The organism is Pseudomonas sp. E315 (assembly GCF_055406205.1).
In genome coordinates this window covers 197,376-219,184 of the sequence record NZ_JBUZPJ010000005.1, presented here as the reverse complement: position 1 = coordinate 219,184, position 21,809 = coordinate 197,376, and the positions used below count along the sequence as shown (strand labels likewise).

At 55.9% G+C, this 21,809-nt stretch carries 21 protein-coding genes; 14 read left to right on the top strand and 7 right to left on the bottom strand.

The features are described 5' to 3' along the window. The first annotated feature begins 46 nt into the window (after nt 1–46). Nucleotides 47–1,387 carry a hemolysin family protein gene (locus ACZRJQ_RS09935; RefSeq protein ID WP_463978184.1) on the top strand — a complete coding sequence of 447 codons (1,341 nt, stop codon included), beginning with the start codon at nt 47–49 and terminating at the stop codon, nt 1,385–1,387. 62 nt (nt 1,388–1,449) lie between these two features. Here ACZRJQ_RS09935 and ACZRJQ_RS09930 read toward each other — a convergent pair whose 3' ends face one another. Continuing rightward, nucleotides 1,450–2,166: a peptidoglycan DD-metalloendopeptidase family protein gene (locus ACZRJQ_RS09930; RefSeq protein ID WP_463978299.1), complete on the bottom strand. Its 717-nt coding sequence runs from the start codon at nt 2,164–2,166 to the stop codon at nt 1,450–1,452. A gap of 333 nt (nt 2,167–2,499) precedes the next feature. On the opposite strand from ACZRJQ_RS09930, the gene ACZRJQ_RS09925 reads away from it, so the two are divergent. The 4 genes from ACZRJQ_RS09925 to epsC all read left to right on the top strand — a co-directional run bounded on the left by ACZRJQ_RS09925 (nt 2,500) and on the right by epsC (nt 8,219). Continuing rightward, complete coding sequence (locus ACZRJQ_RS09925) at nt 2,500–3,807, top strand: CitMHS family transporter (protein ID WP_463978183.1); 1,308 nt, start codon at nt 2,500–2,502, stop codon at nt 3,805–3,807. 259 nt (nt 3,808–4,066) lie between these two features. Beyond that, entirely contained in the window at nt 4,067–5,725 is a 1,659-nt protein-coding gene (locus ACZRJQ_RS09920; RefSeq protein WP_463978182.1) for a Na/Pi cotransporter family protein, read from the top strand. 90 nt (nt 5,726–5,815) lie between these two features. Continuing rightward, nucleotides 5,816–7,198: a M16 family metallopeptidase gene (locus tag ACZRJQ_RS09915; RefSeq protein WP_463978181.1), complete on the top strand. Its 1,383-nt coding sequence runs from the start codon at nt 5,816–5,818 to the stop codon at nt 7,196–7,198. A 94-nt stretch (nt 7,199–7,292) separates the two neighbouring features. Then, on the top strand, nt 7,293–8,219 hold the full coding sequence (epsC, locus tag ACZRJQ_RS09910) for a serine O-acetyltransferase EpsC (protein ID WP_463978180.1): 927 nt from the start codon (nt 7,293–7,295) through the stop codon (nt 8,217–8,219). Nucleotides 8,220–8,321: 102 nt separating this feature from the next. Here the strand turns inward: epsC and trpA are convergent, their stop codons facing one another. Then, nucleotides 8,322–9,134, bottom strand: a complete 813-nt coding sequence (gene trpA, locus ACZRJQ_RS09905) for a tryptophan synthase subunit alpha (protein ID WP_463978179.1) — start codon at nt 9,132–9,134, stop codon at nt 8,322–8,324. Continuing rightward, a complete protein-coding gene (gene trpB / locus ACZRJQ_RS09900) occupies nt 9,134–10,369 on the bottom strand; it encodes a tryptophan synthase subunit beta (protein WP_463978178.1) in 1,236 nt (411 codons plus the stop codon). Before trpB ends, trpA begins: the two co-directional genes overlap by 1 nt. Nucleotides 10,370–10,482: 113 nt before the next feature. Here trpB and ACZRJQ_RS09895 point away from each other — a divergent pair, with 113 nt between their 5' ends. Beyond that, nucleotides 10,483–11,379 carry a LysR family transcriptional regulator gene (locus ACZRJQ_RS09895; RefSeq protein WP_463978177.1) on the top strand — a complete coding sequence of 299 codons (897 nt, stop codon included), beginning with the start codon at nt 10,483–10,485 and terminating at the stop codon, nt 11,377–11,379. On the opposite strand, the gene ACZRJQ_RS09890 is transcribed toward ACZRJQ_RS09895, so the two are convergent. Next, on the bottom strand, nt 11,376–11,702 hold the full coding sequence (locus ACZRJQ_RS09890; protein ID WP_463978176.1) for an ElaB/YgaM/YqjD family protein: 327 nt from the start codon (nt 11,700–11,702) through the stop codon (nt 11,376–11,378). The genes ACZRJQ_RS09895 and ACZRJQ_RS09890 overlap by 4 nt on opposite strands. 154 nt (nt 11,703–11,856) lie before the next feature. On the opposite strand from ACZRJQ_RS09890, the gene ACZRJQ_RS09885 reads away from it, so the two are divergent. Together ACZRJQ_RS09885 and ACZRJQ_RS09880 are read left to right on the top strand one after the other, a co-directional pair. Continuing rightward, nucleotides 11,857–12,072 carry a dodecin gene (locus ACZRJQ_RS09885; protein WP_019828312.1) on the top strand — a complete coding sequence of 72 codons (216 nt, stop codon included), beginning with the start codon at nt 11,857–11,859 and terminating at the stop codon, nt 12,070–12,072. Nucleotides 12,073–12,191: 119 nt separating this feature from the next. Further along, entirely contained in the window at nt 12,192–12,416 is a 225-nt protein-coding gene (locus ACZRJQ_RS09880; RefSeq protein WP_463978175.1) for a DUF1161 domain-containing protein, read from the top strand. Between the two features lie 150 nt (nt 12,417–12,566). On the opposite strand, the gene ACZRJQ_RS09875 is transcribed toward ACZRJQ_RS09880, so the two are convergent. After that, a complete protein-coding gene (locus ACZRJQ_RS09875) occupies nt 12,567–13,571 on the bottom strand; it encodes an LLM class flavin-dependent oxidoreductase (RefSeq protein ID WP_463978174.1) in 1,005 nt (334 codons plus the stop codon). Nucleotides 13,572–13,787: 216 nt separating this feature from the next. On the opposite strand from ACZRJQ_RS09875, the gene ACZRJQ_RS09870 reads away from it, so the two are divergent. Both ACZRJQ_RS09870 and ACZRJQ_RS09865 read left to right on the top strand, forming a co-directional pair. Beyond that, complete coding sequence (locus ACZRJQ_RS09870; RefSeq protein ID WP_463978173.1) at nt 13,788–14,219, top strand: OsmC family protein; 432 nt, start codon at nt 13,788–13,790, stop codon at nt 14,217–14,219. Nucleotides 14,220–14,387: 168 nt separating this feature from the next. Beyond that, nucleotides 14,388–14,621 (top strand): DUF1161 domain-containing protein, encoded by a 234-nt coding sequence (locus ACZRJQ_RS09865; RefSeq protein WP_463978172.1) that lies wholly within the window; start codon nt 14,388–14,390, stop codon nt 14,619–14,621. A gap of 3 nt (nt 14,622–14,624) precedes the next feature. On the opposite strand, the gene ACZRJQ_RS09860 is transcribed toward ACZRJQ_RS09865, so the two are convergent. Further along, a complete protein-coding gene (locus ACZRJQ_RS09860) occupies nt 14,625–15,041 on the bottom strand; it encodes a PA0061/PA0062 family lipoprotein (protein WP_463978171.1) in 417 nt (138 codons plus the stop codon). Between the two features lie 85 nt (nt 15,042–15,126). Here ACZRJQ_RS09860 and ACZRJQ_RS09855 point away from each other — a divergent pair, with 85 nt between their 5' ends. Together ACZRJQ_RS09855 and ACZRJQ_RS09850 are read left to right on the top strand one after the other, a co-directional pair. Next, nucleotides 15,127–16,173, top strand: a complete 1,047-nt coding sequence (locus ACZRJQ_RS09855) for an aminopeptidase (protein ID WP_463978170.1) — start codon at nt 15,127–15,129, stop codon at nt 16,171–16,173. Between the two features lie 110 nt (nt 16,174–16,283). After that, a complete protein-coding gene (locus ACZRJQ_RS09850; RefSeq protein WP_463978169.1) occupies nt 16,284–18,296 on the top strand; it encodes a M3 family metallopeptidase in 2,013 nt (670 codons plus the stop codon). A 39-nt stretch (nt 18,297–18,335) separates the two neighbouring features. Here the strand turns inward: ACZRJQ_RS09850 and ACZRJQ_RS09845 are convergent, their stop codons facing one another. Further along, a complete protein-coding gene (locus tag ACZRJQ_RS09845; protein WP_463978168.1) occupies nt 18,336–18,977 on the bottom strand; it encodes a dual specificity protein phosphatase family protein in 642 nt (213 codons plus the stop codon). A gap of 286 nt (nt 18,978–19,263) precedes the next feature. On the opposite strand from ACZRJQ_RS09845, the gene ACZRJQ_RS09840 reads away from it, so the two are divergent. Next, nucleotides 19,264–20,010 (top strand): gluconate 2-dehydrogenase subunit 3 family protein, encoded by a 747-nt coding sequence (locus ACZRJQ_RS09840; RefSeq protein ID WP_463978167.1) that lies wholly within the window; start codon nt 19,264–19,266, stop codon nt 20,008–20,010. Between the two features lie 2 nt (nt 20,011–20,012). After that, nucleotides 20,013–21,797, top strand: a complete 1,785-nt coding sequence (locus ACZRJQ_RS09835) for a GMC family oxidoreductase (RefSeq protein ID WP_463978166.1) — start codon at nt 20,013–20,015, stop codon at nt 21,795–21,797. Nucleotides 21,798–21,809: the final 12 nt, after the last annotated feature.

The window sequence follows — 21,809 nt, the reverse complement described above, 5'->3', positions numbered from 1 at the left end:
GAACCTTAATCCCTATTCGAAATAACGGAACCCTTAAAACTCCATCATGGACCCTTCCCCTGGTTTTACCCTCGCGACACTCTTTGCCGACTTCGGCATGATTCTTTTTGCACTGATCCTGGTTTTGCTCAACGGCTTCTTCGTTGCGGCGGAATTTGCCATGGTCAAACTGCGCTCGACCCGGGTCGAGGCCATCGCAGAAGTTAACGGCTGGCGCGGACAAATCCTGCGCACTGTTCACAACCAACTCGACGCTTACCTGTCAGCGTGTCAGCTAGGTATCACACTCGCCTCGCTGGGTCTGGGTTGGGTCGGTGAACCTGCGTTTGCGCACTTGCTGGAACCGCTGCTGAGCGCCATCGGCGTTGAGTCGGCAGAAGTGGTCAAAGGTGTGTCGTTCTTTGCCGCCTTCTTCATCATTTCTTACCTGCACATCGTGGTCGGCGAGCTGGCCCCCAAGTCATGGGCGATCCGCAAACCCGAGCTTTTGTCGCTCTGGACCGCTGTGCCGCTGTACCTCTTTTACTGGGCCATGTACCCGGCCATTTACCTGCTTAACGCCAGCGCCAACGCTATTTTGCGGGTTGCTGGCCAAGGTGAACCCGGCGCGCATCACGATCACGCTTACAGCCGTGAAGAACTCAAACTGATTCTGCACTCCAGCCGTGGTCAAGACCCGAGCGACCAAGGCATGCGAGTGCTGGCCTCTGCTGTTGAAATGGGCGAGCTGGAAGTGGTCGACTGGGCCAACTCCCGCGAAGACCTCGTGACGCTGGACTCCAAAGCGCCGCTTAAAGAGATCCTTGCCTTGTTCCGTCGTCACAAGTACAGCCGTTATCCGGTGTACGACGCTGAGCACAACACCTTCGTAGGCTTGTTGCACATCAAAGACCTGCTGCTTGAACTGGCAGACCTTGATCACTTGCCCGAGATGTTCAACCTTGAAGAACTGACCCGCCCGCTGGAGCGCGTTTCGCGCCACATGCCGCTGTCGCAGTTGTTGGAGCAGTTCCGTAAAGGTGGCGCGCACTTTGCGTTGGTCGAAGAGGCCGACGGCAAAGTGGTTGGTTACCTGACAATGGAAGACGTGCTGGAAGTGCTGGTAGGCGACATTCAAGACGAACACCGCAAAGCCGAGCGCGGCATCTTGTCGTACCAGCCGGGCAAACTGCTGGTGCGAGGCGATACGCCACTGTTCAAGATTGAACGCCTGTTGGGTGTCGATCTGGATCACGTCGAAGCTGAAACCGTTGCGGGCTTGATCTACGACACCCTCAAGCGGGTGCCCGAAGAAGAAGAACTGCTGGAAGTTGAAGGCCTGCGCATCATTATCAAAAAGATGAAAGGCCCGAAAATTGTCTTGGCCAAAGTCTTGAAGCTCGATTGAGCCAAAGATGATGAGTAGCAGCTGCCGACGGCAGCTGCTACTACAAGTTAACCGAAACCCTGCTAACGCCCGCCGAGCGCAAAGTTCGGCTGGTTTTGCAGCGGTTGCATGAATTGAAACGGAACCGACACCCACCCTGCGCCTGAGTTGCGCTGCACCACAAAGTGCAGATGCGGCCCATTGCTGTGGCCGGTATTACCGGACAACGCCAGCAACGTCCCCAGCCCTACCATTTGGCCGACCTTCACCCTGACCGAACCTCGGGTCAAATGCAGGTACACGCCGGTGCTGCCATCGCTGTGCAAAACCCGCACAAAGTTGCCCGAAGGATTAGGCCCGGCGCCGAACTGGTTGTTCTCAAAGTCCATGACACGCCCAGCCCGTGCCGCCACGATTGGCGTGCCTTCAGGCATGGCAATGTCCATCGCGTAGCGGCTTCTGATGTCCTGATGGCTGTAAGAGCCTCCCGGCCCTTGTGACAGGCGGAACGGCCCACCTCGCCACGGGAAAGGGTAAAACTCACCTTGTGCAACCCACGGCATGATTGGCGCCGCCAACGCTGCGCGTGGGCGATTTTGGATCAGGCTTTGCCCCGGCACATAACCCAGCGCGGGGTTGTCTGGCACCCAGCGCTTTTGGGGGCTGACCACTTTGGCAGGCTTGGCTGGGCGCTCGCTGTACGTCACCACGCCATTGGCATCGGTATGGCTGTACACCTGAAACGCCGCAGCAGACGTGAAATAAAGCAGCAACAGTGTGCCGGCCAGCCTGCTCAACACCTTGGTTGAACGCCGATGCGGTGGCGCGCCGGTCGATTTGAAAAAAATCACAGGGAGTTTCCTTCGCACGAGAGCGGGCACACAACAGCCAGCCTCTGATTAGACAGTAGCCAACGTGCAGGAAAGTGCTGCTACCAGTGGTCTGGCGCGGGTTGTTGCATCGATTCAGCTCGCTCTTTTACGCGACAGTATTCAGATATTTCACCGCCGAAAGCTGGCTGAAAGAATTCATCACTAGCATCCCGTCACTACCGGCAATAGACCGGCTGGCCTGAACAGTTGTGCAACACGCTGTTAGCGCCCAATTAACAACAATAACAATGGTGATTTTTTATGCTGACCTTCCTTGGCTTTGCCATGGTCATTACGTTCATGTACTTGATCATGACCAAGCGCCTATCGGCACTGATTGCCTTGATTCTGGTGCCTATCCTGTTTGCGGTCTTCGGCGGTTTCGCGCCAAAAATCGGCCCAATGATGCTCGAGGGCATCACCAAGCTCGCCCCCACGGGTGTGATGCTGATGTTTGCCATTCTCTATTTCGCGCTGATGATCGACTCGGGCCTGTTTGACCCGGCCGTGCGTAAGATCCTCAAGTTGGTTAAAGGCGACCCGCTGAAGATTGCAGTCGGTACTGCCGTGCTGGCGTTAGTGGTGTCTCTGGATGGCGACGGCGCGACCACTTACATGATTTGCGTTGCCGCCATGCTGCCGCTCTACAGCCGCATCGGCATGAGCCCGCGCATCATGGCGGGGCTGATCATTCTGGCGGGCGGTGTGATGAACATGACGCCGTGGGGCGGCCCGACTGCCCGCGCCGCCAGCGCCTTGCATGTCGACCCTTCCGATATCTTCGTGCCCATGATCCCGGCCATGCTGGCAGGTTGCGTCGCCATTCTGGCCATCGCCTGGTTCTATGGTCTGCGCGAACGAGCGCGCTTGGGTGAGCTGCATTTGCAAGGTGATGAAATCGATCACAGCGAAATCAGCGTGTCGCAATACCCTGATGCCCGCCGCCCTAAACTGATCTGGTTCAACGGCGCGCTGACGTTGGCGTTGATGGTTGCGCTGATTGCGGGCCTGCTGCCATTGCCGGTGCTGTTCATGGTCGCGTTCAGCATTGCAATGATCGTTAACTACCCGTGTCTGCAGCAGCAAAAAGACCGTGTTGCCGCCCATTCGGGCAGCGTATTGGCGGTGGTAGGGCTGATTTTCGCTGCCGGGATTTTCACCGGCATCCTGTCGGGCACTGGCATGGTCGATGCCATGTCCAAAAGCTTACTGGCTGTAATCCCGCCTGAGCTGGGGCCCTACTTGGCCGTGATCACCGCGTTGGTGAGCATGCTCTTTACCTTCTTCATGTCCAACGACGCCTTCTACTACGGCGTACTGCCGGTATTGGCAGAGGCGGCCAGCCACTACGGCATCACGGCTGCCGAAATGGCTCGTGCTTCCATTGTTGGTCAGCCGGTGCATTTGCTCAGCCCGCTGGTGCCATCGACCTACTTGCTGGTGGCGTTGGCCGGTATTGAGTTCGGCGATCACCAGCGCTTCACCCTCAAATGGGCTGTGTTGGTGTGCGTGTGCATCTTGGTGGCGGCGTTGCTACTGGGCACATTCCCACTGTTCAGCACGCTCTAAATCACAGCAGAGAGGGTGTAGGAGTGAGCTTGCTCTCGATGGTTTCAACACGGTAAAGAATGAACACCGTATCGCGAGCAAGCCCGCTCCTACAGCTGAGTGATCGGGTAGATGTTTCTGAAATGTTTCAACACTGCGCCAGCTATGCGATGCTGGCGCACTGCTCAATAGCCGACTACAGCTTATGAAGTACCTGTAGAAAAGGCTCGCAGCTCTTTTGATCTAGCCCACGTGGGCATCCATCACACAGGGAGCCCGCATGCTGACCCTGCTTAATCTGCTTTCTGCTGTGGCCTTGCTGATCTGGGGCACGCACATTGTTCGGACCGGCATTTTGCGGGTCTATGGCTCAAACCTGCGTCATGTGATTGGGCAGAACGTCTCCAAGCGCATGCTGGCCTTTGTCGCCGGTATCGTGGTCACCTCGATGGTGCAAAGCAGTAACGCCACGGCCATGCTGGTTACCTCGTTTGTGGGCCAAGGGCTGATGGCGCTCACCCCGGCATTGGCCACCATGCTCGGCGCCGATGTGGGGACCGCCTTAATGGCGCGAGTGCTCACGTTTGACCTGTCGTGGTTGTCGCCGCTGCTGATCTTTTTGGGTGTGATCTTCTTTCTGTCGCGCAAGCAAACCCGTGCCGGGCAGTTAGGCCGAGTGGGTATTGGTTTGGGCCTGATTATTTTGGCGTTGCAGCTGATTGTCGAAGCTGCGGCGCCCATCACCCACGCCCAAGGCGTGAAGGTTATTTTTGCCTCGCTGACCGGCGACATTCTGCTCGATGCTTTAATCGGCGCGCTCTTCGCGATGGTGTCTTATTCAAGCCTTGCCGCTGTGCTGCTAACGGCAACGCTTGCCGGAGCGGGCGTCATCAGTTTGCCGGTGGCCATTGGTTTGGTGATTGGTGCCAACATCGGCAGTGGCGTATTGGCGTTCTTGAGCACCAGCATGCAAAACGCAGCCGGGCGGCAAGTAGCGCTGGGCAGCTTGCTGTACAAACTCATTGGCTTGCTGCTGATCATTCCTGTGCTCACCCCGTTGGTGACCTGGATGGACACGCTCAGCTATAGCGCGCAAGAGTTGGTGATCGGTTTTCACCTGCTCTACAACACCATCCGCTGCTTTTTGATGCTGCCCACCGTAGGCCCAATGGCGCGGATCTGCGCCTGGTTATTGCCTGATCGCGAACCCGCCAACGGCACAGTAAAACCGCGCCATCTAGACCCTACAGCGCTCGAAACGCCCAGCTTGGCGCTGGCCAATGCCGTGCGTGAAACCCTGCGCATTGGCGACTTGATCGACAACATGCTGGTGAACATGCTCGACGTGTTACGCGGCAAACAAACAGCCATCACCCAACAAATGCGCACCTTGGGCGATGACGTTGAGGTGCTGTACAGCGCGGTCAAACTCTATCTGGCACAAATGCCCCGTGAAGACTTGAGCGAACAGGACAGCCGACGCTGGGCTGAAATCATTGAGCTGGCCATCAACCTCAAACTCGCCAGCGACTTGATCGAACGCATGCTGCGTAAAGTGCAGCAGCAAAAAACGTCGCAGCGGCGCTCTTTTTCCGACGTGGGGTTGGAGGAGTTAGTGGGCCTGCAAAGCCAGTTGATCGACAACCTGCGACTTGGTCTGACGGTATTTCTCAGTTCCGACCCACAAAGCGCGCGCCAATTACTACGCGAAAAACGTCGTTTTCGCGCTCAGGAGCGGCGCTTGGCCCATGCCCATGTCAGTCGTTTGCAGCGCAAGATCACCCAAAGCATCGAAACCAGCTCAATGCACCTGGAACTGATTGCCGACATGCAACGCCTCAACTCACTGTTTTGTGGCAGCGCTTATGTAGTCCTCGAAACCTCTGAAACTGGCGTACTTGAACCTGATGAAACAGCCGACACCACACATTCGCCTTGAACGTTGCCCGCTGGGGAGTTGTCAGTCCTTATGCAGCGACTAACCTGCACAGACTGCTCCACGCTCCCCATACGGATTCAGGGATTTTTTATGCGTTGCCTGTTGTTCATCTGCCTGTTGCTGGGCGCCGTTCAAAGCTTTGCCCTTGATCGTTACAGCGTTGAAGGTTATCAACTGCCCAATGGGCTGCAATTGATCCTCAAACCGGGCAGCGAGCGCGGGCATGTGGCAATTCGCTTGGTGGTGGGTGTAGGGCTGGATGACTTCAGCTGCGCCGATCAACAGTTGCCCCATTTGCTGGAGCATTTGTTGTTCAGCGGCATCGACGACAGCGGTGAAGGCGGGCTGGAAGAGCGCATGCAGGCAATGGGTGGCGAGTGGAACGCGTTTACCAGCCATGCCGACACCACCTTTGTGATCGAAGCCCCCGCTAAAAATCAGCGCAAGATCCTCGACCTGCTGCTCAGCCTTATCACCCAAAGCCAACTGACCGATCAGCGCATTGCCGAGGCTAAGAAAGTGGTTGAGCGCGAAGATGGCGGCCATTATTCGCACTTGCAACGCTGGTTGGATCGTCAGGACTTGGGCCACAGCGCCAGTAATCAACTGGCGGTTGAGCTGGGCCTTAAGTGTGCCGAGCGCGCCGAAGTACATAACCTGACCCGTCAGCAACTAGAAGCCGTGCGAGAACATTGGTATGCGCCCAATAACATGACCTTGATTGTCGTCGGGGAATTGGATCGTTTGTTGCCCGCGTATCTGGAGCGCACCTATGGCTCCCTTGAGCCCGTGGAGCCCAGCGAGCACTTGCCGTTGCCCGCCATCGAAAGCAAGGCTGATACCGAACGTGAGCTGATTAGGGGCGTGGTGGGTAATACCGCCAAGTTGCATTGGCTGCTGCCAGAACCTGTGATTGAAGGCCAAAGCGATGAAACTTGGGATTTGCTCAAGGATTATCTGGAGTGGTCGCTGTACAGCGAGCTTAGGCTCAAGCATGGGTTGTCCTACGGGCCTTGGGCAGAGCGAGAAGTGTTTGGCGGCGTTGGCTTTTTAAGCCTTAACGCTGACCTTGAACACGATGATGTGCCCCAGGCGCGGCAAGTCATTGAGCGCATGAAGGCGCAACTGCTTAAGGATGGGTTAGACCCGCAGGTTTTTGCTCGGCTCAAGAGCGCTGCCATCGCACGTCAGGCGTGGGCCGTGCAGGGCAACAGCGCGCTGGCTGATTATTACTGGAGCGCACTGGCGGATTACGACGAAGGGCGTTTTGCTGACCCGACCAAACGCTTGCAGGCTGTGAGCTTGGAGCAGGCCAATACAGCACTGCGCCAACTGTTTACCGAACCCGGTTATGTGCGGATCGAGAAGCCCTTTTTCAGTTACAACGGTTTGAGTGCAGTGGTGTTGGGCGCGTTGGCATTGCTGGTGATTGTTGCCCTGAGTTGGCGGTTATACCGTCAGCGTCGGCCTTAATCAGTAATTGGACGAGTCCGACCGCTTTTGATGGCGTAAAATCACTGCCATTTGCGGCCGGTTAACCCAGCCGCTGGCCTGCGGAGTATTCATCGTGAGCGAACGTTCCAATCCTTGGCAGTTGCAAACCATCGTCAGCCAGCTGCGAACGGCGCGAAACCAGTGGCGTACGCAAAATGGTCGAGTCAGCGGCGAACTCGGTGGGCGCGAGCTGCCATCCCGGGCCGCGATGGCCGAAATCCTAGAAGCGCTGTGCGGCGCATTGTTCCCGATGCGTTTGGGGCCTGTAGACCTGCGCGAAGAGAGCGAAGACTTCTACGTCGGGCACACCCTCGATGTGGCGCTCAATGCCCTGTTGGCCCAAGCCAAGCTGGAGTTGCGTTACGCGGCACGTCAAAGCGGCGAGCCTGATGAGGGTGTTGGCGCAACGGCGACGTTGTTGATTCAGGATTTTGCGCTGGCCTTACCCGGCTTGCGCAGCATTTTGGACACTGACGTATTGGCGGCCTATCACGGCGATCCGGCTGCGCGCAGTGTTGATGAAGTGTTGCTGTGCTATCCGGGGATTTTGGCGGTGATTCACCACCGACTGGCGCATCACTTGTATCGCGCAGGCTTACCGCTGCTGGCGCGTATCAGCGCAGAGATTGCCCATTCGGCCACTGGCATCGACATCCATCCCGGCGCTCAGATTGGCCGCAGCTTTTTTATCGACCACGGAACAGGCGTGGTGATCGGCGAAACCGCGATCATCGGCGAACGTGTGCGTATTTATCAGGCGGTGACGTTGGGAGCCAAACGCTTCCCGGCCGACGAATCGGGGCAATTGCAAAAAGGTCATCCGCGCCACCCGATTGTGGAGGACGACGTGGTGATTTATGCCGGTGCCACGATTTTGGGGCGCATCACCATTGGCAAGGGTTCAACCATTGGCGGCAACGTGTGGCTGACTCGCAGCGTGCCTGCGGGCTGCAACTTGACCCAAGCCAACTTGCAACACGATGACGGGACGCAAAAATAGTTTTTTGTAAGCGTCAGCTTGCTCGCGATGGCAACACGTCGGTGTTTCAAATAAACCGAGGTGTTTTCATCGCGAGCAGGCTCGTTCCTTCAGGTTAGGGTGTTAGCTCTGACGCGCTTTACGCACCCCTTCGGCCAAGGCTGCGCACAAGCTTAATACGCCATCTACCGCTTGATCCGGTGTGGCTGCATTTTCGATTTTGTCGATTAACGCCGAACCTACCACGACGCCATCTGCCAAGCGTGCAATCGCCGCTGCCTGCTCCGGGGTACGAATGCCAAAGCCCACGCTGATCGGTAAATCAGTGTGACGTCGCAGGCGCGCAATGGCTTCGCTCACTTGTTCTGTGGTCGCAGAACCTGCACCCGTTACACCCGCCACCGACACGTAATACACAAAGCCCGAGCTGCCGGTCAGCACTTTAGGCAGGCGCGCATCATCGGTGGTCGGCGTGGTCAGGCGAATGAAGTCTAAGCCTGCCGCTTGTGCCGGGTCGCACAGCTCGCTGTTGTGCTCCGGTGGCATGTCGACCACGATCATGCCGTCTACGCCTGCCGCTTTGGCGTCAGCAATAAACTTAGGCACACCGTAGTGGTGAATCGGATTGAAATAACCCATCAGCACCAGCGGCGTGTCGCTGTTGCCTTCGCGGAATTCGCGAACCATTTGCAGGGTTTTTGCCAGATTTTGTTTGGCGCCCAGCGCCCGAATATTGGCCAACTGAATGGCGGGGCCATCCGCCATTGGATCGGTGAAGGGCATGCCCAGTTCGATCACGTCTGCGCCTGCGGCTGGCAGGCCTTTCAGGATGGCCAGCGAAGTGTCGTAATCCGGGTCACCGGCGGTTACAAACGTCACCAGTGCGGCGCGGTTTTGTTCTTTGAGTTCGGCAAAGCGCGTTTGCAGGCGGCTCATCAGTGTTTCTCCTGCTGGGAGTGCTCTTGTTGAGACTGTTCCATGTGGTGCATCACGGTTTGCATGTCTTTGTCGCCTCGGCCAGACAGGTTGACCACCATCAGGTGATCGGCGGGCAGGGTCGGTGCACGCTTGAACACTTCGGCCAGCGCATGGGCGCTTTCAAGTGCCGGGATGATGCCTTCAAGACGGCAGCACTTGTGGAACGCATCCAGTGCTTGGGCGTCAGTCACCGAGGTGTATTCGACGCGGCGGATATCATGCAACCACGCATGTTCAGGGCCGATGCCTGGGTAGTCCAGCCCCGCAGAAATTGAGTGCGCGTCGATGATCTGGCCATCGTCGTCTTGCAGCAGGAAGGTCCGGTTGCCGTGCAGCACGCCCGGCTCGCCGCCATTGAGGCTGGCCGCGTGCTTGCCGGTTTCGATGCCATAACCGGCAGCTTCCACGCCGATGATTTCAACGCTGGTGTCATCCAAAAACGGGTGGAACAGGCCCATCGCGTTGGAGCCACCCCCAATGCACGCGACCAGGCTGTCTGGCAGACGGCCTTCTTGAGCCTGCATCTGGTCGCGGGTTTCTTTGCCGATCACGGCCTGGAAGTCGCGCACCATCGCCGGGTAAGGGTGCGGGCCTGCCACAGTGCCGATCAGGTAAAAGGTGCTGTCGACGTTGGTCACCCAATCACGCAGGGCTTCGTTCATCGCATCTTTGAGGGTGCCGGTGCCCGCCACTACCGGGATGACTTCTGCCCCCAGCAACTTCATGCGAAATACGTTGGCCTGCTGGCGTTCGATGTCGGTGGTGCCCATGTAGATCACGCATTGCAGACCAAAGCGGGCTGCCACAGTGGCTGTGGCCACGCCGTGCATGCCTGCGCCCGTCTCGGCAATGATGCGTTTTTTACCCATGCGACGCGCCAGCAGGATCTGGCCAATGCAGTTATTGATCTTGTGCGCGCCGGTGTGGTTCAGCTCTTCGCGCTTGAGGTAAATTTTGGCGCCGCCACAGAACTCGGTCAGGCGCTCAGCGAAATACAGCGGGCTTGGGCGGCCCACATAGTCGCGCTGGAAGTAGGCCAGTTCTTTGATGAACTCAGGGTCTTTTTTGGCCAGCTCATACTCGCGGTCCAGATCAAGGATCAGCGGCATCAGGGTTTCTGCGACGTAGCGGCCGCCAAATGAGCCGAACAGGCCATTGGCGTCTGGGCCGTTGCGCAAAGTTGATTGAGTCATGTGACGCTCCAGATAAAGAGGTACGAAGGTCGATGGGCCTGACTTTACCCGCGACAGTTACAGATGAAAACCGATAAGATCGCCGCAACCTGTCAGGAAAACTCACAGATACCATGAGCCGCGACCTTCCTCCCTTAAATGCCTTGCGCGCCTTTGAAGCCACTGCACGCCTGAACAGCGTCAGCCAGGCGGCTGAGCAGCTAAACGTCACTCACAGCGCCGTAAGCCGGCAACTTAAAGTGCTTGAAGAACACTTGGGAGTGAGCCTGTTCGTCAAGGAAGGCCGGGGCTTGAGGCTTACCGAGGCGGGGATTCGTCTGCGAGATGCCAGTAGCGAAGCTTTTGATCGCTTGCGTAATGTGTGTGCAGAGATCACACAAACTCAGGACAACGCCCCATTTGTGCTCGGTTGCTCGGGCAGTTTGCTGGCGCGCTGGTTTATTCCGCGTTTAGGCCGATTGAATGCAGATTTGCCAGATTTACGTTTGCACCTGTCGGCGGGTGAAGGTGATCTTGACCCTCGCCGACCCGGGCTAGACGCGTTGCTGGTGTTTGCCGAGCCACCTTGGCCGGCTGATATGCAGGTGTATGAGTTGGCGAGCGAGCGAATTGGCCCGGTGCTGAGCCCGCGTTACGCGCGCTATGCACAATTGTCACAAGCCCCTGCAACTGCCTTGGTGCACGAGCCGTTATTGCACACCACTTCGCGGCCCCAGGCATGGCCCAGTTGGGCGCAGCAAAACGCTATCGAACCCAAGGATTTGAAATACGGGCAAGGTTTTGAGCATTTGTATTACTTGCTTGAAGCGGCTGTGGCGGGGCTGGGTGTAGCGATTGCCCCCGAGCCATTAGTGGCTGAGGACCTGCGAGCAGGGCGCTTGATTGCACCGTGGGGCTTTAACGAAACGCCGGCGCAGCTGGCGTTGTGGTTGCCCAAGCGCGCCGCAGATGGGCGCGCCCGGCAACTGGCGCAGTGGCTCAAGGCTGAGCTTGCGCGTAACGCGGTTTAGTTACCGCGTTTGCACATCAGGTATGCCGCCAGCAAACCCAGCGCGCCGATGGCAACACCCGCCGTGGCGTATGGGTGCTCTTGAGCATATTCGCGGGTGGCGATGGCCGTTTCGCGGGTTTTGTCCTTCACTTCTTCATAGGCGTCGCTGAGCAGATGACGGGAATGCTTGAGTGCATTTTCAGCGTTGCCTTTAAGTGCCTTGAGGGTCTTTTTGGACTCGTCAGACGCGTCGTCCTTCAGGCTTTCCAGAGACTTGAGCAGGCTCTCGATCTCAGCTTCCATGCTTTGCAATGAGGCTTTACGTAAAGAATTGCTAGCCATTAGGGCTCTCCTGCATTGATGAGTGAGGTACGTGTTAACTCCGACTCCAGTGATTTCAGAAAGTGCAGAAAACCTGAACTTTTCCTTTTAAATCGATCACGAAGTATTCAGCAGATTCGCTGCTAGGCTTTGATTTACGACAAAGGAGAATGTTATGTCTGATCATCACACCTACAAAAAAGTCGAACTGGTAGGCTCGTCCCCGAGCAGCATAGAAGATGCGATCAGTAATGCACTGGCTGAGGCCAATAAAAGCATCAAGCACCTTGAGTGGTTCGAGGTTATCGACACCCGTGGCCACATCAAGGACGGCAAAGTGGCGCACTACCAAGTGACTCTGAAGGTCGGTTTCCGCATCGCCAGCAGCTGATTGATACAAACCTTTTGAACTTACGGGCTGGCCGTTTGCCATAAAGTCCGCTACACCGTCTGGGTGCGATGCTGCGTAAGCGCGTCGCACCCTTTTGTTTTGATCTGGGGATTTGACCGATGAAAAAGATTTTATTAGCTGTAGGTTTGCTGAGCTTGGCGGGCACAGCGTTCGCAGCGGGCAAGCCTTGCGAAGAGCTAAAAGGCGAAATCGCCGCAAAGATTGAAGCCAACGGTGTCCCGCAGTATTCGCTGACAGTCGTCGACAAAGGCGCCTCGGCAGACGGTAAAGTCGTGGGCAGTTGCGAAGGTGGCACCAAAGAAATCGTCTACAAGCGCGGCTAACCACCCCGAAGACGACAAAGCCGACCCAAGGGTCGGCTTTTTATTTCATCACTGTGTAGAAGTGAGCTTGCTCGCCAGAGCACCCGCACAGCTCACCTGAAACACCGACTCGCCAATAGCGCGAGCAAGCGGGCTGCTACAGTTTTTGCGTTAATCCTGCTTCATCACCTGTGCCAGCAATTCATAGGAATGAATGCGGTCAGCGTGTTCATACAAGTCGCAGGTAAAAATCAGTTCGTCAGCCTGTGTTTGCTCAACCAGCATTTTCAAGTTGGCGCGTATTTTCTTTGGGCTGCCGACCATCGCCAGGCCGAGAAAGCTCATCACGGCGTCTTTTTCGTGGGGCAGCCATAGCCCATCCATTGTCTTGACCGGCGGGCGCTGCACCAAACTTTGCCCGCGCATCAACGCCAAAATGCGTTGGTATACCGAGGTTGCCAAGTAATCGGCTTGCTCATCGGTATCGGCGGCTACCAGCGGCACACCCAACATGACATAGGGCTTGTCGAGCACCGCCGAAGGTTTGAAATAGTTGCGATACACCCGAATCGCTTCGTGCATAAGGCGTGGTGCGAAATGTGAGGCGAAGGCATAAGGCAGGCCGCGCTCGCCTGCCAATTGCGCACTGAACAGGCTTGAGCCCAGCAACCAGACCGGGACGTTGGTGCCCGTGCCTGGCATGGCGATGATTCGCTGATCCGGGGTTCGCGGGCCTAAATAGCGTATTAATTCGGCCACATCTTCAGGGAACTCATCAGCGCTGCCAGAGCGCTCACGGCGCAGGGCGCGGGCTGTCATTTGGTCTGAACCCGGCGCGCGGCCAAGCCCCAGATCAATTCGCCCCGGGTAAAGGCTTTCAAGCGTGCCGAACTGCTCAGCAATCACCAAGGGCGCATGGTTGGGCAACATAATGCCGCCCGAGCCAACGCGAATGGTTGAGGTGCCACCCGCCAGATAACCGATCAGCACCGAAGTCGCAGAGCTGGCGATGCCATCCATATTGTGGTGCTCAGCCACCCAAAATCGGTTGTAGCCGAACTTTTCGACGTGCTGTGCCAAGTCCAGCGAGTTACGCAACGACTGGGCTGCGCTGCCGTTTTCACGCACAGGCACCAGATCGAGGGTCGAGAATTTGATATCAGACAAGCGTGTCATCAGTCGGCTACTCCAGGTGGGATGCAGTACCAAGGTACTCGTCTTGGTCTGCCAGTGTTGTTAGCAATATGGGCATATACCCGAGTTTCAATGGCTCTTGTGATTTGAGCCACGAAAAAATGCGTTTTGTCCGACAAGATGAACTTTGTGTGTCCGACTACCCTCACAACTCCAGTCAAGGCGTGAAACCGTCACGCCGTTCTTCAGGAGGCACGCATGAGTATCAAAAAAACAGCATCGGCTCATTGGGCTGGCGACCTTAAAACCGGTATTGGCTCCATTTCCACTGAAACGGGCGTACTGCGTGAAGCTCCGTATGGCTTTAAGGCGCGTTTTGAGGGCGGCAAAGGTACAAACCCTGAAGAACTGATTGGGGCAGCCCATGCCGGTTGTTTCTCGATGGCGTTGTCGATGATTCTCGGTGATGCCGGGCTTAAGGCCTACAGCATTGATACCCAGGCCGAAGTTACGCTGGATCAAGTGGAGGGTGGCTTTGCGATAACCGCTGTGCATCTGATCCTAAAGGCCAAAGTTCCTAACGCCACTCAGCAACAATTCGATGAGCTGACCAAAAAAGCTAAAGAAGGCTGCCCGGTATCCAAAGTGCTTAACGCCAAGATCACCCTCGACGCCACGTTGCTGAGCTAAGGCGCTGGATGAACAACATGCGCCCCTGCTTGTCATGCGCAGGGGCGCTGGCCCGGACAGTTCGCACACCTCTGCGATAGATCAGTCTTGCGCTGCGCCAAATGTGATCGAATGATCACCCAGCGCGTCAGTCTATGACTTTGCGTACTGCATCAAGGGAGTCTCACCATGAAACGTTTTGCTCTAGCTGTTATCTGCGGCGCTATGGCCACCTCGGCATTCGCGGCCCCCAAGCCTTGTGATGAGCTCAAGGCTGAAATCGAAGCCAAGATCCAAGCCAATAACGTGTCGTCTTACACGCTAGAAGTGGTGACTAACGACGAAGTTCACGACCAGAACATGGTGGTGGGCACGTGTGAAAACGGCACCAAAAAAATCATCTACCAAAAGAACGACAGCTAAGCCTTAAGGCAAGCAGTTCACCAGCCGCTCCTCGGCCACCACCTTACCTTCGGCGTTGTACAGCCGGGCGTAGGCGTTAAAGCCCAGCGAGCGAGCCTGTAAACGATAATGCTGCCCGGGCTGGAAGTCGGCGTAGTTGAGCGTCAGGTAGCACAAGCGCTCCTGCGGCTCGCTGAACAGGCCCATGCCGCCTAAAAACACCTCGTAATCGAAACGCACCATCAGTTCATGACTGCCCGGCGTGACCTGAAAATAGCGGCCGTCGTTTAGGCGCTGATTATCCAGACGCTCGGCCATGATTAACCTGCCGGTTTGAGTTTCAAGGTCGATCCAGGCCAATGCGGGATCAGGTTTGGGTAATGGGGTGCTGGCACAAGCGCTCAGCAGCCCGGCCATCAGCAACAACAAAAACAGGCGCATAGTGATCTCCGCGTAGGGCGCGCATAAGCATAGCGCCTGTTGGAGTATTGATCAGCCGTGCTGAATTAGCCCCACTGGATACCCTATGAAGCCGTTTGCACGCCACCTGTTCACTTTGCTGCTATTGGCCCTGCTTAATGGCTGCTCCAGTGTGAGTTATTACTCGCAATTGGCCACGGGCCAGTGGCAATTGTTAAAAGCTCGCGAACCCGTAAGCCAAGTGATTGCAGACCCCCAGCGTGATCCCGCGCTACGTGAGCATTTACGCAAAGCTCAAGCGGCCAGAACCTTTGCCAGCCAACAGTTACACCTGCCCGACAACCAGAGCTATCGGCTGTACGCCGACCTTGAGCGGCCTTACGTGGTGTGGAATGTGTTTGCAGCGCCAGAGTTTTCCCTCAGCCCAGTGACGCATTGCTTTCCCATTGCCGGGTGTGTGGCCTACAGAGGTTATTACTCACAAGGGGGCGCACGCGGCGAAGCTGCGCTTCAACGCCAGCAAGGCATGGACGTTTTTGTCAGCGGGGTTGAGGCCTATTCCACCTTGGGTTGGTTTGATGACCCGATCCTCAACACCATGCTCAATTGGGGAGATGAGCGATTGGCCTCATTGATTTTTCATGAGCTGGCGCATCAGCGGTTTTATGTGAAAGACGATACGGAGTTCAATGAATCCTTCGCCAACTTCGTCGAACAAGAAGGCACTCGACAGTGGCGCATCGCTCAAGGTTTACCGGCTGCTAATGCCAGCGGTCTACAGCAGCGCGATCAATTTATAGCGTTAGTCCTTAATACGCGTGAGCGCCTGCAACGGCTCTATGAGCAACCATTGAACGCAGCTGAGATGCGTCAACGAAAAGCTCAAGAGTTTGAGCGAATGCGCCGTGAGTATCGTCAGATGCGCGACCAGCAGTGGGGCTCAAATGGTCGCTTTGATGCGTGGGTTAATACGCCAATGAATAACGCCAAGCTATTGCCATTTGGACTGTACGACCAATGGGTGCCAGCGTTCGCCAACGTGTTTAAACACTCGTCAGGTGATTGGCAGGCGTTTTATATCCAAGTCGAGCAGCTCGGCAAACTTCCCCTTGAACAGCGTAAAGCCGCGTTGCGCCAATGGGCGTCTCACTAAAAAACGCTGTGTGTATTACATAGATACGCCCCTTGAAAACACGGACTCAATAGGCTGAGAACTTCCTAATCCTCAACCCTAATGAAGTCCATGTTTCAAGGAACCTATTGATGAATTCCGACAATCCGCTGCTGCAAACCAGTCAACTGCCCAACTATTCGAGTGTGCGCACAGAGCACCTTGAACCGGCCGTCGCCCATATTCTTGAGCAGAACCGTGAGGCAATCACGGCCATTATTGCCAGCCAGTCACAAGCCCCGTCCTGGGAGGGGTTGGTGCTGGCAATGGAGAACGTGGATGCTCGTCTAAACGACATCATTGAAGTGATTGCCACGCTGGGGCAAGTGCCTCGAGACGACCTCTGGCGCGAGAGCGTGAGCCAGTGTGCAGGTGATATTGAGAACTACCAGGCTCAGGTTTTGCAAAATTATGACTTGTTCCTGCTCTATCAGGCGTTATCAAACAGCGAAGTCGCCTCATCCTTTGATAAGGCTCAGCAGTTCTTGTTAGCCGAAAAACTGCGCCAATTTCGGTTGGCCGGAAATGAATTATCCCCGGCGAATAAAATAGAGTTCATTCGTCTTAGTCGCCAGATCAGTTCACTGCAATGGACCTTTTTTACAAATGCCCAACAAGCCAGTAAGGCCTGGACAAAGCACATAACAGATGAGGCGGAGTTGGCTGGCCTGTCTGTCGAAATCAAGGCCCGACTTGCAAGTAGGGCACAGGCGTCCGGCCTTGAGGGATGGCTGATTACCCTCGAAGAGCAAGCGCTTTATAGCGCCATCATGGCGGCCTGTGAAAACAGGGCGTTACGTGAAGAGTTGTTCACCGCCAATAACACGCGAGCTTCTGATCATGGTCCAACGAATGGGCAGAACGATAATGGCCCGATACTCACTGAGCTGCTGTTGTTGCGTCATCAAAAAGCGCTGCTTTTAGGGTATGAAAACCATGCCCAGTTAAGCCTGCAAAACAAAATGGCAACGTCGACTGATCAAGTGCTGAGCTTTTTATCCCGTCGTATTGAGCAAAAAAAAGCGCACTTCGCCATGCAAACGGCCGCACTGCACAACTTGGCGGCGTCCATGCAGTACTCGAGCATGCAACCTTGGGATTTGCTGTTTTTGGCACAAAAGCTGGCTGAGCAGCAAAGCTCTATTTCGACCGATGAGCTGAGCGCGTACTTTCCTTTCGCGCGAATGTTGAGCGGCCTGATCTTGGTCATTAAACGCTTGTTTGGGGTTGATCTGGTTGAGCAGCATGCTTTTGACACCTGGCATCCTGATGTGCGGATGTTTGAGGTTCGGGATGGTGGTGAGCTATTAGGTCACTTTTTCATTGACCCCTTCATACGAGAGCCCAAAACCAATGGCTGCTGGATGCAGCCCGCCCGCAACCGACGCATTACTGACGAGGGTGTTCTGGTAACGCCGATTGCTATTTTTCATGGCAACTTTACCCCTGAAGTTGAGGGTTCACCTTCGCTGCTAAGCCATATGCAAATGAGCATGCTGTTTCACGAAGTTGGCCATTGTCTGAAGCAACTGCTCACGCGCAGCCCTTATGGATCGCTTTCGGGGGTCGACAGCTCGGGCCGCGATACTACGGAAGTGTCAGGTAAGTGCGCCGAGCAATGGTGCTGGTCCAAGGAAGCCTTGATTTGGCTGGCCAGGCACTTTGAAACAGACACCCGCTTGAGCGCCGAACAGGTGGATCAAGTGCTGGCGGCCCGCAAGATAGAGTTCTGGCCGGGTGAAGCGCTAGAGCTTACCTACGCACTCTTCGATTTTGAGCTGCATCGAACTTATGGAGACGGTCGCAGTGTGCACGAGGTGTTGCTCAGCTCCAAGAATGCCGTGCAGCCTTTACCTTTGATCGAAAACGATCGCTTTGCCAACACCTTTGATTACATGGTGGCCGGCTACGATGCGGGTTATTTCGGCTATGAATGGTCTGAGGCGTTGGCGGAGCAAGTGTTCGTAAAGTTTGAGGAAAATAGTGTGTTTAACCCCGAAACAGGCCTTGCTTACCGCGAAGCGTTTTATACGCCGGGCGCAGAGTGCTCAGTGCTTGAGTCACTTGAAATTTTTACGGGCCAGACTGCTAGCGGGTTTCAGTAAGTGCGCTTGCCCGGTTGAGTCGCTCAACCGGGCAATACGCTATGTGTTGGCGGGTTTGAACCAGTTCATCACCACGCAGGACGCGAACGGGCTGGTGCTGCATGCACCGCTGCTTAAGGCGGTACGCAGTTGCGCAATATCAGCCTTCATCATGTAGTCCACGCCATCTTTGAAGTGTGAGTTTTCACCAAAGCCGCCTTGGGTCATTTCCTTTAGCGCGTCTTCCTTGCTCCAGTCCTGCACGACTACGCGGTACATCGCTGACATTAAACCGGTGCGATCTGAGCCGTGTTTGCAGTGCATCAGCACAGGGCCTTGAGCCTGTGCTGTTTGAATGGCTCGCAAAGCGGCCAGCACATCGGCGTCATCAACGTGGTTAGTGCGATAAGGCAACTGAACCTGAGTGACCCCGGAGGTTTTGAGCCAGGTGTCATCCGCTTCAGGCAAAAAGTTAATCACCGTGCTGATATGGAGCTTTTCCAGCAAGGGCAGTGCAGCGCTGTCTGGCAGGGCGCTGCGATACAGGGTGGGCGACATTTGATACAGGTTGTATTGCGCCGCGATCGGTTGAGCCCATTGCGCAGGTCGGGACGCGGTATTTTCGTCCGCCTGAGCCTGTGGCAGCGCAACCAGTGCAAGCAACGTCAGGCACAGGGCAGGAAGAATCCGGTTTCTCGACATGTTGGCTCGACCATCGTTAGAAAAGATGCCGTTAGCTTGTGTGAATCCAGATCAAAACCCCGTGAGGCGTTTGTCAAAAATCTGTGAGGGCGGGTCAGTAATTAGCCGCAGGTGCGGCAAATTTACGCATGAAACGATTCACCTGTCGGGCGGGCCTGTTAGAATTTGTAACTAATGGTTTCCCGCGTGTTCTATTTTCTTAGGTCGAAGACGACCTGTTGCGCTGCCAAAACGAAAAGTCGCCACTGAGCGGCTGTAATCCGTGACTGCCTGATGAGGTGCCTCCATGTCTGAGCAAGACAACCCGCGGCGTGAGTTTTTGCGCAAAACCCTGACCCTGATTCCCGTGGTGACAGTTGCCAGCACTGGCCTTGGCGGTTCTGTGCTGATGGCCTCCTCCGAGGTTGGCGCACAAACTGCCCCGCAATCTGTGCAGCGCACATCCACACCCGGCAAGGCCTATGAGCCGACGTATTTCACAGCCGAAGAGTGGGCCTTTTTGAACGCCGCAGTGGCCCGGCTGATCCCGGCTGACGAGCAAGGGCCGGGGGCAGTTGAAGCGGGTGTTCCTGAGTACATCGATCGTCAGATGAACACGCCTTACGCCAGCGGTGCGCTGTGGTTCATGCAAGGTCCGTTTAATGCTGAGGCGCCGCCCGAAATGGGTTGGCAGAGCAAACTGGTGCCAAAGCAGATCTATCGTTTGGGCATCGCCGAAACGGATGAGCAGTGCAAAAAGGTCTACGGTTCAGTATTTGCTGGGCTAGACAGCGCTACCCGAGACGAAGTGCTCAAACAGCTAGAAGCAGGCACGCCAAAATTCGAGAGCGTCCCGGCCAAAATGTTTTTTAGCTTTTTGCTGCAAAACACCAAGGAAGGCTTCTTTTGCGATCCCATCCACGGCGGCAACAAAGGCATGGTCGGTTGGACCATGATCGGCTTTCCCGGCGCTCGCGCTGATTTCATGGACTGGGTAGAACGCAATGAGCAGTACCCCTTCCCGGCAGTGTCTATTCGCGGCGAGAGGGCTTAAGCATGGCGACCGTAATGAAAAAAGTGGATGCAGTGATCGTTGGTTTCGGCTGGACTGGCGCGATCATGGCCAAAGAGCTGACCGAGGCGGGCTTGAATGTTGTAGCGCTTGAACGCGGCCCTATGCAGGACACCTACCCAGACGGCAACTACCCGCAGGTGATCGACGAGCTCACCTACAGCGTGCGTAAAAAGCTCTTTCAGGATGTATCGAAAGAAACCGTCACCATCCGTCATAGCGTGAATGACGTGGCTTTGCCTAATCGTCAGTTGGGTGCATTTTTGCCCGGTAATGGTGTGGGTGGTGCGGGCCTGCACTGGTCGGGTGTGCATTTTCGAGTCGATCCGATCGAACTGCGTATGCGCAGCCATTACGAAGAGCGCTACGGCAAAAACTTTATTCCCCAAGACATGACCATTCAGGACTTCGGCGTTAGCTATGAAGAACTGGAGCCGTTTTTTGATTACGCCGAGAAGGTGTTCGGGACTTCGGGGCAGGCCTGGACGGTCAACGGCCAGTTGGTCGGTGAAGGAAAAGGCGGCAACCCTTATGCGCCTGATCGCTCAGACCATTTCCCATTGGTGTCGCAGAAAAATACCTACTCTGCACAGCTGTTTCAAAAAGCGGCCAATGATGTGGGTTACAAGCCTTACAACCTGCCTTCGGCCAACACGTCGGGGCCTTACACCAACCCCTACGGTGCGCAGATGGGGCCGTGCAACTTCTGCGGTTTTTGCAGTGGCTATGTTTGCTACATGTATTCCAAGGCATCGCCCAACGTAAACATCCTGCCGGCCCTAAAGCCGTTGCCCAATTTCGAGCTGCGCCCTAATGCACACGTGATTCGGGTCAATCTGGACAGCACTAAAAGCAAAGCCACCGGCGTGACCTACATTGACGCGCTGGGTCGTGAAATAGAGCAACCCGCAGATCTGGTGATTCTGGGGGCATTCCAGTTTCATAACGTTCGCTTGATGCTGCTGTCAGGGATTGGCAAGCCATACGACCCCAAAACCGGCGAAGGTGTTGTGGGTAAAAACTTCGCTTATCAGAACATGGGCACCATCAAGGCCTACTTCGACAAGGATGTGCACACCAACAACTTCATCGGCGCGGGCGGCAATGGTGTCGCGATTGATGATTTCAACGCAGACAACTTTGACCACGGGCCACACGGCTTTGTGGGCGGCTCACCCATGTGGGTCAACCAGGCCGGGAGTCGCCCGATTGCAGGCACTTCAAACCCGCCGGGTACTCCGGCGTGGGGCAGCGCCTGGAAGCGTGCTACGGCTGATTACTACACGCATCAAGTGTCGATGGATGCCCACGGAGCGCATCAGTCCTACCGTGGCAACTACCTTGATCTCGACCCGGTTTATCGCGATGCCTACGGCCAGCCGTTGTTGCGCATGACCTTCGATTGGCAAGAAAACGACATCAAAATGAACCGTTTCATGATGGAGAAAATGGGCAAAATCGCCGAGGCAATGAACCCTAAAGCCATTGCCGTGATCGGCAAAAAAGTTGGCGATCATTTCAACACCACGTCCTACCAGACCACTCACCTCAATGGTGGCGCGATCATGGGCACCGATCCGAAAACCAGTGCGCTCAATCGCTACTTGCAATGCTGGGACGTACATAACGTGTTTGTGCCGGGTGCTTCGGCCTTCCCACAGGGGTTGGGTTACAACCCGACAGGCTTGGTGGCTGCGTTGACCTACTGGTCGGCCCGGGCCATTCGCGAGCAGTACCTGAAAAACCCCGGCCCGCTGGTTCAGGCATAAGGAGCGATCACC